Origin of the sequence: Paenibacillus sp. 481, from assembly GCF_021223605.1 — a bacterium.
GTDB lineage: Bacteria > Bacillota > Bacilli > Paenibacillales > Paenibacillaceae > Paenibacillus_B.
Genome location: NZ_CP075175.1, coordinates 3,926,171 through 3,939,654, shown reverse-complemented (window position 1 = coordinate 3,939,654; position 13,484 = coordinate 3,926,171). Strand labels below are relative to the sequence as shown.

Annotated in this window: 14 protein-coding genes; 4 read left to right on the top strand and 10 right to left on the bottom strand. The window is 43.9% G+C overall.

What is annotated here, in order from left to right; genetic code table 11:
* Positions 1-104 precede the first annotated feature (104 nt).
* The gene (gene citZ, locus KIK04_RS17365) at positions 105-1,217 is read right to left on the bottom strand and encodes a citrate synthase (RefSeq protein WP_232274862.1); all 1,113 of its coding nucleotides are present in this window, start codon (positions 1,215-1,217) and stop codon (positions 105-107) included.
* Between the two features lie 501 nt (positions 1,218-1,718).
* Here citZ and KIK04_RS17360 point away from each other — a divergent pair.
* Positions 1,719-2,525: a trypsin-like serine peptidase gene (locus tag KIK04_RS17360; RefSeq protein ID WP_232274861.1), complete on the top strand. Its 807-nt coding sequence runs from the start codon at positions 1,719-1,721 to the stop codon at positions 2,523-2,525.
* A 185-nt stretch (positions 2,526-2,710) separates the two neighbouring features.
* A complete protein-coding gene (locus KIK04_RS17355; protein ID WP_232274860.1) occupies positions 2,711-3,550 on the top strand; it encodes a trypsin-like serine peptidase in 840 nt (279 codons plus the stop codon).
* On the opposite strand, the gene KIK04_RS17350 is transcribed toward KIK04_RS17355, so the two are convergent.
* A complete protein-coding gene (locus KIK04_RS17350) occupies positions 3,484-3,927 on the bottom strand; it encodes a condensation domain-containing protein (RefSeq protein WP_232274859.1) in 444 nt (147 codons plus the stop codon). The genes KIK04_RS17355 and KIK04_RS17350 overlap by 67 nt on opposite strands.
* A gap of 355 nt (positions 3,928-4,282) precedes the next feature.
* Between KIK04_RS17350 and ytvI the strand changes: the two genes are divergently transcribed.
* A complete protein-coding gene (ytvI, locus tag KIK04_RS17345) occupies positions 4,283-5,398 on the top strand; it encodes a sporulation integral membrane protein YtvI (protein ID WP_232274858.1) in 1,116 nt (371 codons plus the stop codon).
* Between the two features lie 125 nt (positions 5,399-5,523).
* On the opposite strand, the gene KIK04_RS17340 is transcribed toward ytvI, so the two are convergent.
* A complete protein-coding gene (locus KIK04_RS17340; protein ID WP_232274857.1) occupies positions 5,524-5,769 on the bottom strand; it encodes a hypothetical protein in 246 nt (81 codons plus the stop codon).
* A gap of 589 nt (positions 5,770-6,358) precedes the next feature.
* Here KIK04_RS17340 and KIK04_RS17335 point away from each other — a divergent pair.
* Positions 6,359-7,891, top strand: a complete 1,533-nt coding sequence (locus KIK04_RS17335) for an endonuclease MutS2 (protein WP_232274856.1) — start codon at positions 6,359-6,361, stop codon at positions 7,889-7,891.
* 72 nt (positions 7,892-7,963) lie between these two features.
* Here the strand turns inward: KIK04_RS17335 and KIK04_RS17330 are convergent, their stop codons facing one another.
* From KIK04_RS17330 to KIK04_RS17300, 7 genes are all read right to left on the bottom strand, one after another.
* Entirely contained in the window at positions 7,964-8,353 is a 390-nt protein-coding gene (locus tag KIK04_RS17330; protein WP_232274855.1) for an FxsA family protein, read from the bottom strand.
* Between the two features lie 24 nt (positions 8,354-8,377).
* Entirely contained in the window at positions 8,378-8,869 is a 492-nt protein-coding gene (locus KIK04_RS17325) for an acyl-CoA thioesterase (RefSeq protein ID WP_232274854.1), read from the bottom strand.
* Between the two features lie 152 nt (positions 8,870-9,021).
* On the bottom strand, positions 9,022-10,449 hold the full coding sequence (pyk, locus tag KIK04_RS17320) for a pyruvate kinase (protein ID WP_232274853.1): 1,428 nt from the start codon (positions 10,447-10,449) through the stop codon (positions 9,022-9,024).
* Positions 10,450-10,604: 155 nt separating this feature from the next.
* Entirely contained in the window at positions 10,605-11,570 is a 966-nt protein-coding gene (locus KIK04_RS17315) for an acetyl-CoA carboxylase carboxyltransferase subunit alpha (RefSeq protein ID WP_232274852.1), read from the bottom strand.
* Positions 11,560-12,438 (bottom strand): acetyl-CoA carboxylase, carboxyltransferase subunit beta, encoded by an 879-nt coding sequence (accD, locus tag KIK04_RS17310; protein WP_232274851.1) that lies wholly within the window; start codon positions 12,436-12,438, stop codon positions 11,560-11,562. The genes KIK04_RS17315 and accD overlap by 11 nt, the downstream gene beginning before the upstream one ends.
* 127 nt (positions 12,439-12,565) lie before the next feature.
* Positions 12,566-12,754 (bottom strand): glutamate decarboxylase, encoded by a 189-nt coding sequence (locus KIK04_RS17305; protein ID WP_232274850.1) that lies wholly within the window; start codon positions 12,752-12,754, stop codon positions 12,566-12,568.
* Between the two features lie 190 nt (positions 12,755-12,944).
* A complete protein-coding gene (locus tag KIK04_RS17300) occupies positions 12,945-13,451 on the bottom strand; it encodes a phosphatidylglycerophosphatase A family protein (RefSeq protein WP_232274849.1) in 507 nt (168 codons plus the stop codon).
* Positions 13,452-13,484: the final 33 nt, after the last annotated feature.

Below are 13,484 nucleotides of genomic sequence, written 5' to 3'. Positions count from 1 at the left end.
TAGCAACCCGCCCTTCTGGTAGACAACCCCTATTCTTTCACATCTAACTATCATGGTTCGATATGAGATGAAAGGGGTTACACCAATTTACATATTTTCAACGATTAACGATTTTGTAAATGTACGTATGTTTGATGAGACGGACCTGTATACTCCGCACGTGGGCGAATAATACGGTTGTTCTCAAACTGCTCGAGAATGTGTGCCGTCCAACCCGATACACGGCTAATTGCGAAAATCGGCGTAAACAACTCGCCTGCAATGCCTAGCATCGTATAGGTAGAAGCAGAATAGAAATCAACGTTTGGCTTCAACCCTTTTTGACCTGTAATGAGCTCTTCAATGCGCACAGACATATCGTATAAAGTCGAATCGCCATTGGCACGACCCAACTCCTCAGACATCTTCTGCAAATGCTTTGCACGCGGATCGCCATTTTTGTAAACGCGGTGTCCGAAGCCCATAATTTTATCTTTATTGTCCAGCTTGCTCTGAATGTAATCATCTACGCGGTCAAACGTACCAATTTCATTGAGCATTACCATTACAGCTTCATTTGCGCCACCGTGCAAAGGACCTTTCAAAGCGCCAATCGCAGAAGTAACACCGGAATAAATGTCAGACAACGTCGCTACCGTAACACGCGCAGCAAATGTAGATGCATTAAGCTCGTGGTCAGCGTGCAGCACAAGTGCTTTATCCATCGCTGTAACCGCGCTTGCTTCCGGCTCTTGTCCAGATAGCATATACAAGAAGTTGTATGCAATCGATTTGCCCGCTTGCGGTGCAACAGGTTCCTTACCTGCACGAACGCGCGCAAGGGTAGCTACGATCGTCGGAAGTTGAGCTTGCAATTTGATAGCTTTCGTAATGTTCGCTTCATAGCTCATATCGTTCGCAGTGTTGTCATATAATGCCAACGCTGAAATTGCAGAGCGAAGCGCAGCCATCGTATTTGTGTCAGACGGATACAATTTAATCTGTTCTACTACTGCATTTGGAATAGCAGTATGCTCACTAAGTTGCGCTTGCAGTTCAGCCAATTCGGATTGATTCGGTAATTTCCCGTACCATAACAAATAGACAACCTCTTCAAAAGTGGCATTTTCTGCCAAATCATCAATATTGTAGCCTCGGTACGTCAACACGCCGTCGATAATCGAACTGATGGACGAAGTAGTTGCAACAATGCCTTCCAAGCCTTTCGTCGCAGTCATCTGTCCTCTCTCCTTTGCCATTTAGCATAAACTCTCAACTTCCGCTTCCACTTTCGTATGCTTAACCTGATGCAGAAACCTGTAATCGCCTTTGTATAGTAGAAATGTATGATTGTCAAAATCGTTTCTACAAGAAGAGTGAACAACCTGTAAACGAGCAACACCCGCACTTAAACGTTGTCATTCACTAAAAAGGCAGGTTTTTCTATATAAATCATATAAGATTTTGTCTGTTATGTGAACGGTTTCAGTGCAAATAATTGGATAGAAATGCTTTATCACGTTCATAAAAATTATTGGTTGGCTTATAACGAATAAATCGGAATAGGGGATAAAAGGATCTAATGTAAAATTGAACATATGCAATAATTAGTAGGATTTTGTTTTAATACATAACGAAAAAGTTATTATTTACCACCGTACGAAATCGTGCTATATTGATTTCAGCAATCTTGTCAGTCTTCCAGATTAAACATTTTAATTGTGGAAGGAAGGAATTTCATGCTAAAAAAAGGATTCTTACCAACGCTATGCTTTACTTTAATGTTTTCGTTCTTAAGTTTGACTCAAGGTGCTGACAACAGCAACGCCTCAAATCAAGAAGCTATCCAACTTCATAACAACTCAATTCAGTCAACCGCTTCACTGTTTAACACTAGGGATCTTCCAGACGTCATTATTGGCGAAGACGAAAGATATTTAATTAGTGATCCAGCAGCTGAAGAAAAGTACAAGCATATCGGTAAACTTACATTCACCTCAGGTAGCGGCAGCCGCTCATTCTGTACAGCGAACTTAGTTAGTCCTACAGTAGCCCTCACTTCTGCTCATTGTGCTTACAACAGAGCTAGCGCCAAGTATTCCACTAACATGACGATTCAATTTGCAAAAAATATCGACAGTCACACTGTGCAAGCCAATGTTACCCGCGTATTCGTTCCGAGCCAATACATTACGGCTGGTGGTACGTCGAACGATTGGGCTGTATTGAAATTGGATCGCCGTGTTTCGAACTCTCACTTTATTGTTAGCCCTGGAAATGCTCAAGTTGGCGACACTGTTGAAATAGCAGGATACCCAGGTGATTTGGGTGGACAAGAAATGTACGGCCATACGAATCAAATTACGAACATTATCGGCAACACGATCCATCACAACATGGATACGGCTGGCGGTCAAAGCGGATCTGCAATCGCAAGTTATCCTTACTTGAAAGCAGTTCACTCGGGTGGAGTAAGGGGGAGCCATAACGTAGCAGCACTTGCAAATACCTCTATGGTATCGAAAATAGCGGAATTCAACCGCTAGGACAAGCTGTAAGTTAGGTATTCCTAGTCCTTATCCTATTTAATAAATAAGAACCGACGTGACATCATCGGTGTTCGATAAGCCTCGGAGCAATCCGGGGCTTTCTTTAACGCATTTGATATCTGAATTGCATGATGGTAGCTTGACTTCCGATTTGATCATACTAATTTGAGAGGAAGAATATCATGCTGAAAAAAGGATATGCCACGGTACTTTGCTTTGCGCTGCTCTGTTCAATACTATCGGTGACGGGAGCAGCTGAAAGTAGTAATACTTCATTCTCACATCCACACTCCAACCAGCTTCATAGCCATTCATCACCTCTGACACTTGAAAAAGCACAACGCTTAAACACAGACATCGGAACTGAATCGGTTATCGGCACCGATGATCGATATTTGATTAGCGACCCAGCGTCCTCCCCAAAATACAGCAACATAGGTAAACTTGAATTCATCTCTGGCTCTGGTCAACGAGCATTTTGCACCGCCTCTCTCGTCAGTCCAACCGTAGCACTCACCTCTGCCCACTGCGCATTCGATAAACATTCAGGGAAATATTCAACGAATATGGCTATTTACTTCGGCAAAAGTGGTACGAGCCACGTCAAAGCAGCATCCGTTACTAAAATTTACGTTCCAAGCAGCTATAAAAAATATGAACCTGATTTATCGATGGATTGGGCTGTGTTGAAATTGGATCAGCACGTTTCAAAGCATCATTTTGTGATTAGATACATCCCTAAAGTCGGAGATATCGTTGAACTCGCTGGCTATCCTGGTGACAAAGGTGGAGAGCATATGTATGGGCACACCAATACTATCGTCCGACAATTTGGTAGTTGGAATGGTGGCGCCGCGCATCATAATATAGATACTTATGGCGGACAAAGCGGCTCGCCGCTGCTTGATTACCCTTACATTAGAGGAGTCCACTCACGCGCAGGTATCGGCAGAAATCATAATGAAGCAGCGCTTGTGAGTGCCCAGATGCAATTTTTTGTCGAGGAATTCAGTCGCCAGTAGTGGTAGCGGCACGAAGTGTGAGCATGAGACAATTTGGAATCAAATAGTGGAATGGATGTACGGTTATGAGCATCCAACCATTCCCTTGCTTGTCGTTCAGGATCGCCTTCAGAAAAATCAAGCCACTCAATCTCTATTTTTACGAGGGATTGTACGACTTGTTTGGGATCGCCATCTACCTCTGTAATCTTTATGCGGAAAGCATCATTCTGTTGCAGAATGAAACGCATCGCTTGTTGTAGCGCATCTAGCTTCATATGTCCTCTCATCATGATTGTTCCAGAGAGCACGTTCGTCGTGGTGTTCGGATATAGCAGTTCCGTGTACCAAATTCTTTGCTGTGCCTGCGTTAGAGGAAATACTGTACTATCACTCATGCCTATCCCTCCTGATTGCGATTTTAACCAAATCGAATAACGAAAAAAGGCATAAGTTAAGAAGTCGAAGCTTCCTAACTTATGCCCTTACGGTAACATGTTAGTCTGGGTATATTTCCGATACCCAGATCCATATGCGTATACGATTGAGGTAATTATATATTTGGGGTACTTCAGTGTCAACAATCCTTCAACATCTTTTAAACATCATTAAGCATCTTGAACCACCCTTAAAAAACGATTAATCCATCATCCCCCGCCATAAGCAGAAAGATTTTTTCCGTGGACGAGTTACTGCTTATCCTCTCCTGTCACGCATATATATGTACAACCGTGTTAAAAAGGGAGGTTTGCCGTGGATCAACTTATACTCAAACGAATATGGCGCGGTGGATGGGTGCTACTCGTGACGGGATGCTTCATTATCGCAGCGTACACCGTGCTACCACTTATTTATCCATTCATTATTGCATGGCTGATCGCATTCGCCCTTAATCCATTCGTGAAATGGATGCAAGTGAAATGGCGAATGCCCCGCTGGTTAAGTGTATCCATTGCGCTGAGCGTTTCCTTAATGTTCGTGCTCACCGTGATGACCGCAGTCATCACACGCATCGTCCAAGAAATATACACCATTTCGCGCACAATCGAGGATTATTTAAACGCATGGCGAGACGTGATTATTAGCTTTTTTGAAAATGAGAAGTTACGTTCATTTGTACAAACGATTAGCTCCCTCTACAAAAATAATCCGAACATTCAGGAATCGATCAACAACAACTTGTCGAATACCGCGCAAACCGTAACGAACACCGTCACAGAACTTGTGACACGTTTTTTGGATAGCATCGTTCGCATTCTCACGAGTTTGCCGAATATTGCTACGATTGTGATTGTCATTTTGTTAGCTGCCTTCTTTATAAGTAAGGACTGGCAACGATGGATGGACGTTGTTACGCGTGTTTTTACAGAGGGGATGCGCAAGCCTATTCGGACGATTTTTTTCGATTTAAAAAAAGCCCTATTCGGCTATTTATGCGCACAGTTTATGCTCATCTCGATCACAGCTGTCATCGTCATAATCGGCCTGCTCTTGCTGCAAATTGACTATGCCGTCACGATCGGGCTATTAATCGGGGTTGTAGACTTACTGCCGTATTTAGGCGTAGGTGCAGTAATGGTGCCATGGATTGCCTATTGCTTTTTATCCGGCGGCACCACAATCGGGATTGGGCTATCCGTACTGTACGGCATCATTCTGATTGCACGTCAAATTATGGAACCGAAAGTACTCGCCTCCAATGTTGGCTTGGACCCCCTTATTACGTTAATCGCCATGTTTATCGGCTTGAAACTATTCGGGGTGCTTGGTCTTATTATTGGGCCTGTTACTATCGTACTGCTCGCTGCCATTCAACGAGCGAACGTGTTCCGTGATTTACGCAATTATGTGTTAACAGGCCGAAGGTGACAGCCTGGAAAGAGTTAACTTCGTCAAACTCACTACAAAAAAGACATCAAAATGCGAAAAAGAAATCCTAAGCGGAGTGGCCTCTCAGCAAGGGCACTCTGTTTGTTGTCTTTCTGTTGAAGTACTTACACATTTACTTGTTCAATACCTAGCTTCATATGCTCTTTAATTTCTTGATACGTCTGTGGAGTAGGAAAAGCGTAAAGCTTTACCGCTAACAATACTGTAAAAAGTCCAGCAAACAAAAGTGAAGTATAGCTGACCGCATACGATTTTCTTTTTATATATGCGAACGTACTTGCAACTAAGGACAAAAATATAAATAAACAAATACCACCCATAATGACAATATCAATTCCTGATAAAAACATACCGTACCCCCTAGTGAACCACCTTTCCCCAAAATTATAGCATACTATAAGGAAATATCACCCTGAATTAGAGCTATTTTTAAAAATTATGTTCATATGCATCCTAAGAACTAGCTCGGAATATTGTGGTTAATGTTGACAATACATTCGCTACATGTTAAATTGTGTATGTATTTTCACATAGGGAGAGATGTTAATGTTGGTGCTCGTTCTTAACTAACCAAATTCCATATAAGGCATTCATTTCAAGATGGAAATGTCTGGGCATTACTTGTGTAGAGTAAGGCTTTATTTCCTGTACCTTGAATGATCCTTGGATTTAGTTAAGAACAAATCGCGGGCATCTTATCGTACCTTTGTGACGATTATTTTTGCGCTCATCCGTGCTGTGTTCAGCACGTTTTTTTTATTGCACAAAAATGTAACTCGTTATCAAGATGATTAAGGCATCGTGCCGTACAGTCATGCATGACACATGGCTATACGTACACGACTGTCTATTTCATCTATCGAAGGGCAAAGAATGACGTGCTATGCGTTCATTCTTTGCCCTTTTTTATTTTCCCATTTGAAGAGGAGGAAATGAACAATGAACATGCAACAAAAAAGCTACGTACGCTTAGAGTACGACAAAGTCAAAATGGAACTGATGCACTACGTCCTTTCCTATGTTGGTAGACAGCATGTCGAGCAACTTGAACCTTCAGACAGCTTGAATGAGGTCCGTAAATCGCTCGATGACACAGCAGAGGCAACTGAATTGCTGCAAAGTGGCGCAAGCGTCCCCTTGCCATCTATGGAAGGAATGGAGCACATCATGTCCCTCGTTGGGACAGGGTACATGTTCGTTGAGCGGGACTTTATGTCTATTAATACGTTTTTAAACAGCTGTGATCAGCTTAAAAGATATATGGCCTCTAGAGCAGAGCGGTTCCCGCGTTTCAGCACTCACGCGGCTTCCATGCAAGATACAAGTACATTAAAAAGCGAAATTGAACGCTGTATTCAGCGTGGACGTGTGCTTGATTCAGCAAGTAAAGAATTAGCCAAAGCACGTAAAAAAATGGCGGCCACTAAAGATAAAATTCATAAGCGACTCAATCAAATCATGTCTCGACACCGCTCCATTTTACAAGAAAACTTAGTTAGCATGCGAGGCAATCGCTATGTGCTTCCTGTTATAAAGTCGCACCACAAGCAAATTCCAGGCGCGATACTGGACGAATCGTCCAGTGGTCAAACGGTCTATGTCGAGCCTCATGAAATTGGTGCCTTGATCGTCGAAATGAATATGCTCGCAGCTGATGAAGCGAGAGAAGAAGCAAAAATATTGAGCTACTTGACTGAACTCGTTGATAAAGATGAGAGCAAACTGCGCCAACATGTTGAGATTACAGGCATGTACGATTTTATTATCGCCAAAGCGAAGTATGCACAGACCATGGAGGGCCAAAACGTAGAGCTAAATCTGGCAGGCGTCATTCTCATTCGCCAAGGCAAGCATCCGCTGCTGCATGAGAAGATGAATCCCTTAAACATTGCGATTGGCGGGCAGTATCGATCGCTTATTATAACGGGACCGAATACAGGAGGGAAAACAATTGCCTTAAAAACAGTCGGACTGCTTACGCTAATGGTTCAGTCCGGCCTACTAGTACCTGTGCAGCCCGGAAGCCAGTTCGCGATTTTTTCGAAGGTCATGGCCGTTATAGGTGATGAGCAAAGCATTGAGCAATCGCTAAGTACCTTTTCAGCTCATATGAAAGGCATTATTGATATCCTTGAAACTGCCGATTCCTCTACACTAATGCTTGTAGATGAAATGGCAGCTGGAACTGACCCTGGAGAAGGGATCGCTTTATCCATAGCGATCATGGAACAAATGTACAATCAAGGAGCCGTTTCGTTCGTGACGACTCACTTCAATGAATTAAAAACTTTCGCGGCGCGGACGGACGGATTTGAAAACGCCCGCATGGAGTTCAATGCCGAGACGCTACAGCCGCTATATCAGCTTACGATTGGCGAAGCCGGCAGAAGCTATGCGCTCATTATTGCACAGAAGCTCGGCATTGACGACCTGATTGTGAAGCGTGCGCAACAACTTATTCAAGCACAATAATAAAAAAGAAGGACAGCCTACTCCCTACTAGGGGGCTGTCCTTCTCCTTATTCATTAAAAACGACTTATTCATTAGAAACGACGAAACGTCACCGTGTTCCCGTCTCTCATTTTCTTTTCGAGCCATTTAAGCAAGTAATGGCGGTAAATCGGGCGTGTAAGCGGGAATACAAGCGTGAATCCTATTACATCCGTAAAAAACCCGGGTGTAAGCAACAATACCCCACCAGCCAAAATGCATAGCCCATCAATCACCGCTCTGCCTGGTATTTGCCCTGTCTGCATCTGACGCTGCGCTTCTCCCCATACTTGCTTGGCCTCATACCGCGCAACGATGGCACCAATGATACCCGTCAGTAAGATAAGGAGGAATGTATTCCATCCACCTACCCAACCACTCATCAATATAAATCCGTAAATTTCAAGCGCTGGAATTAATAATAGCAACAGTAACACCCACATAAAGGGCAGCTCTCCTTTCCTACCTTACACCTGATTTAATAATGCCCAGATGTCTGGAGCAGTCCGATCAAGCCTGATCGGACGCCAATCCGTGCTTAACCATACATGCGTTGTCCCACCTTCAACTAAGCGTTCCCCAAATGGCTCAGCGAACCACATTTGCGTCTCTAATCGCTCTGCTTCAGCTTCGCTAACTCGACATGCACATGACTGGAATTGAACACGCAACGGCGTAGCATCCAATAATTTTGTAAAAATGATCACGATATCATCATACATCGCAGGCTTTTTAAACTGTGCCTGCAAATCCGTAACGGGCAACAGTAACCCTTGCGCTTCCAACTGTTTGTACGTATGGCCCCGACCGCGTAGCCATTCGGTCCGACCTACCTCAAACCATGTAACATAATTGCCATGAAACACGACATTCATTCGATCTGTCTCTTGGTATCGAACACGCAGCACATGACCATGCCAAGACGTATCCGCTGTTAGCTTGTGTACGATGATATCCACGCTCCTTGTTATACAAGTAATACGATCATAACACAAAGTTGTTTCCATTCTCACACTAGCAAACTATAACAAAAGCAATGGCCATATGGCCATTGCTTCTGTGTACTTAGCTCGTTATAGAAACGAAGCTTACATGCTCCGCACTTGTATAATTAGCAGTTGCCGCCAATTTGGCTTACTTTAATCAAGTTTGTGGAGCCTGCGCAGCCAATTGGTACGCCCGCTGTAATCACAACCAAGTCACCTTGGGAAACGAGGCCCGATTTAACGCCGCCTTGTTCTGCAATTGCAAACATTTCGTCTGTAGAAGCCGCTTGCTCGCTCTTAACAGGTACTACACCCCAAGTCAAGGACAAGCCACGCATAACTTGCTCAGACGGTGTTGCAGCGATAATAGGTGCTTTAGGACGGAATTTAGATACCATACGCGCTGTATGACCTGTTTGCGTAGAGCTGATAATCGCTTTCGCATTCAAATCAAGTGCTGTGTTCGCAACAGCTTGGCTAATTGCATCTGTAACGCTTGGTTGCTGCTTGCTGCTTTGCTTCAAGAAAATTTCACGGTAGTCCAATGCGGATTCCGCTTTTTCAGCGATACGGGACATTGTCAATACGGACTCAACTGGGTATTTACCCGCAGCCGTTTCACCAGACAACATGATTGCATCTGTACCGTCGAAGATTGCGTTAGCCACGTCACTCGCTTCCGCACGCGTAGGGCGTGGGTTACGTTGCATGGAATCAAGCATTTGAGTAGCCGTGATAACTGGCTTGCCTGCACGATTACATTTTTCGATCATACGTTTTTGCACGAGTGGAACTTCCTCAGCTGGAATTTCAACGCCAAGGTCACCACGTGCAACCATAAGACCGTCGGAAACTTCCAAAATTTCATCCAAGTTGTCTACGCCTTCTTGGTTTTCGATTTTGGAAATGATTTGAATGTGCTCAGCGTTATGCTCTTTCAACAAGTTGCGAATTTCCATAACGTCGCTTGCTTTACGAACAAAAGATGCTGCAATAAAGTCAACATTTTGCTCGATACCGAAACGGATATCATTCGCATCTTTCTCTGTGATACCTGGAAGAGAAATTTTAACACCTGGAACGTTAACACCTTTACGGCTCTTAATTGTGCCGCCGTTAACAATTTTGCACTTGATTTCTGTGCCTTGAATGTCAACAACAGTCAATCCGATCAAGCCGTCATCGATAAGAATAGTCGAACCGACTTCTACATCACGTGGCAAGTTCTCATAAGATACCGAGATACGATCTTTGTCGCCCAAGATTTCTTCCGTCGTCAAAGTGATGTACTCATCTTCAACAAGGTCAATCGGCTCTACAGCCAATTTACCAGTACGGATTTCTGGACCTTTTGTGTCAAGCAAGATCGCGACTGTTTTGTTCATTTCTCCGCAAGCTTGGCGGATCGTTTTGATACGGTTACCGTGCTCTTCGTAATCACCATGAGAGAAGTTCAAACGGGAAACGTTCATACCCGCCAAGATTACTTTCTTGATGTTCTCCAAAGATTCGCTAGAAGGTCCGATAGTACAAACAATTTTGGTTTTACGCATTATGGTTTTCCTCCAATATTATCTCTCTCAATATCTCTACTTTTTTAAATTAGTTCACAACTAATTAATTTACTATAATCATCAAGTTTTGTATATGAAGATTATCATATTTATAAGTTTTACCAATTCACATGCTTTTTATGTAAGTGATTTGGTTACATACTATCCAGCTCGGTAAAAGCACCGATTTTACGGAACTTATTGTATCGGTCTTCACGCAGCTCGTCCGCATTCAGCGCCAACAGCTCCACCAATTGACCCCATAGCGCTGTCTTGATATGCTCGGCAGCCTCTGGAATGTTCTTGTGTGCTCCACCTTGAGGTTCAGGAATAACTTCTTCAATAATTCCCATTTCCTTCAAATCGGCAGCTGTGATCTTCATCGCTTCTGCCGCTTGATCCGCCTTCGAAGCATCTTTCCACAAAATCGAAGCAGCTCCGTTTGGCGAAATGACTGAATAGATAGCGTGCTCCAGCATGAGTACGCGATTGCCCACTCCTAAGGCTAACGCTCCTCCGCTACCGCCCTCACCAATAACGACGCAAATGATAGGAACACCAAGCATAGCCATATCGCGTAAATTGCGCGCAATCGCTTCAGATTGGCCGCGTTCTTCCGCAGTATTGCCTGGATAAGCACCTTTCGTATCGATAAAAGTGATGATCGGACGCTTAAACTTGTCTGCTTGCTGCATAAGTCGAAGTGCCTTACGGAAACCTTCAGGGTGAGGACTTCCAAAAAAGCGGGCGATATTATCTTTCGTATCTTTACCTCTTTGATGACCGATAACGGTAACCGCGACTCCATTTAGTCGTGCAAGCCCACCTACAATCGCTAAATCGTCTCCAAATAAACGATCACCGTGCAATTCAACAAAATCGGTAAAAATATGCTGCACCAAATCTAACGTCGTTGGACGCTGGTGATGTCTTGCCAGATGCATTTTTTGTGAAGGAGAAATACTGGTGTATATTTCAGCGGCCAGCCTGGCATAACGCTCTTCCAAACGGGCAATCTCTTCAGTAAAGTCAATACTTTTCTCATCCCCGAACTTTTTTAGTTCGTCAATTTTCTGCTTTAACTCTACTAAAGGCTTCTCAAACGGAAGTTCACCCGCCATGCGACACCTCTCCTTTTACCGTATGCAAGTCGAGCAACTTTGACAACGTTTGACGTAAGTCTTTACGAGGTACAACGAGATCAATTTGCCCGTGCTTCAAGTTAAATTCAGCCGTCTGGAATTCATCCGGCAACTTCTGACGAATCGTCTGTTCAATTACGATTCGACCTGCGAAACCAACGAGTGCTCCCGGCTCAGCAATATTAATATCGCCAAGCATAGCAAAGCTAGCTGATACACCACCCATAGTCGGATCTGTAAAGACAGATATGTATAAGCCGCCTGCATCGTGAAACTTCGCGAGTGCAGCGCTCGTCTTCGCCATTTGCATTAAGCTTAAAATACTTTCCTGCATACGTGCCCCACCTGATGTGGAGAAAATAATAAGCGGATACTGCTTCTGTAAGGCGATCTCAATGGCACGGGTAACTTTCTCCCCTACCGCAGATCCCATACTTCCGCTGAAAAAGTCAAAGCTCATTACCGCGACAACGACAGGATAGCCGCCAATCGTGCCTTCTCCTGTCACTACAGCTTCGTTCAGTGGAGACTTCGAGAGCTGCTGTTTCAGTTTCTGTGCATAGCCTGGAAATTCAAGCGGATCGACAGAAACGAGATTGCTGTCATATTCAAAGAAGCGGCCTTCATCCAATGTCAATTCGATACGCTCGAGAGCGTTTAATCGCATGTGATGACCGCAATTGGAGCATACTTTCAAGTTTTTTTCTAATTCCTTATGATATTGAATCGTACCGCATTTGGCGCATTTGTGCATTAAGCCCTCGGGTATCTCGCGCTTAGGACGGTCATCACGTACAGACGGTACAGTTGCATACTTTTTCTTTTTCTGAAATAAGTCTTTGAACACCCGTTACACCTCTTTAGGCGTGATTTCTCCCTCTTGTGCCCACTATCAGCACATTTGGAGATTGTCCTAACTTTAGACAACAAAAATCGGCTGTCCGAACAATGCTAGCGTTCTTTAGGCAGCCGTATTATGCATGCAAAATCGAGTTGAGCACCTCTTGAACCTCTTCCACTTCTCCGGAAGGAACAAGTATTTCAAATTGTTGTTTAGAAAGATGAACAGGGCGCACTTGAATAAGAAACCCTTCTTCCGTCAGTCTCAACTGAATCATGTCTGCGATTTTGGCAGTCGGTGCGATGTAGATAACTGTCCACATACGCGGTAGACCCCCCTAACATTCAACTACGTCTCGTATAATGCCACAATGATAACATAACTGTGATTTTCACCGCAACCAAATCGAGACATGCATATAAATCTTTAACTTCGTTATTGGTTTAATGAGATTATAAGCGGTAGTTGGAACTATATGCAAGAGTGTCTAAATGTTCTCTCCCGACTAACCGTCAGACCTCGTCAATATTTTCAGACACATCATACTGACGAGCATTCACATCGTGGTGAGCAATTCGTGCGGATGCAGCTGCTGCAAGCCCAGCTACGAGATCGTCGAGAAATACGTGTACATGGTCGCCTTTATTATTTAGTTGTTGAATTATGCCAACTTTAGCTTTGTCTAAATAACCAAAGCTAGTAAGCGCAATGGTACCAAACATATTGGTAATTCCTAGTGCAAGCGTCTCGTCTACGCCATACAAAGACTCGTCCGCTTCCATGATCGATTGTAGCGGTTCAGGCAACAGCTGTTGTTCCGCCAATATATCTAAGGTAATGCCTGTTAGAAGCGTGTACTGAACTTCACGTTTGCGCAAAATCGCCTTAACACTGTCTAAACAGTCCTCCTGTTTGAGAACAGCGTTGTACGGATGCTGGAGTTGATAGACGATCTCGGAAATAGACGTCAGTGTCACCCCACGCCGCTGAAGCAACTCCACGCAATCATCGTAAGTCATCGCTACTTCCTCCCTTATCCCGTAAGCTACAAC

Coding starts and splice junctions, on each gene's coding strand:
- KIK04_RS17335 (WP_232274856.1), top strand. CDS start 6,359: ATGAACATGCAACAAAAAAGCTACGTACGCTTAGAGTACGACAAAGTC.
- KIK04_RS17355 (WP_232274860.1), top strand. CDS start 2,711: ATGCTGAAAAAAGGATATGCCACGGTACTTTGCTTTGCGCTGCTCTGT.
- KIK04_RS17305 (WP_232274850.1), bottom strand. CDS start 12,754: ATGTGGACAGTTATCTACATCGCACCGACTGCCAAAATCGCAGACATG.
- citZ (WP_232274862.1), bottom strand. CDS start 1,217: ATGACTGCGACGAAAGGCTTGGAAGGCATTGTTGCAACTACTTCGTCC.
- KIK04_RS17340 (WP_232274857.1), bottom strand. CDS start 5,769: ATGTTTTTATCAGGAATTGATATTGTCATTATGGGTGGTATTTGTTTA.
- KIK04_RS17330 (WP_232274855.1), bottom strand. CDS start 8,353: ATGTGGGTGTTACTGTTGCTATTATTAATTCCAGCGCTTGAAATTTAC.
- KIK04_RS17300 (WP_232274849.1), bottom strand. CDS start 13,451: ATGACTTACGATGATTGCGTGGAGTTGCTTCAGCGGCGTGGGGTGACA.
- pyk (WP_232274853.1), bottom strand. CDS start 10,449: ATGCGTAAAACCAAAATTGTTTGTACTATCGGACCTTCTAGCGAATCT.
- KIK04_RS17350 (WP_232274859.1), bottom strand. CDS start 3,927: ATGAGTGATAGTACAGTATTTCCTCTAACGCAGGCACAGCAAAGAATT.
- KIK04_RS17360 (WP_232274861.1), top strand. CDS start 1,719: ATGCTAAAAAAAGGATTCTTACCAACGCTATGCTTTACTTTAATGTTT.
- KIK04_RS17315 (WP_232274852.1), bottom strand. CDS start 11,570: ATGGCGGGTGAACTTCCGTTTGAGAAGCCTTTAGTAGAGTTAAAGCAG.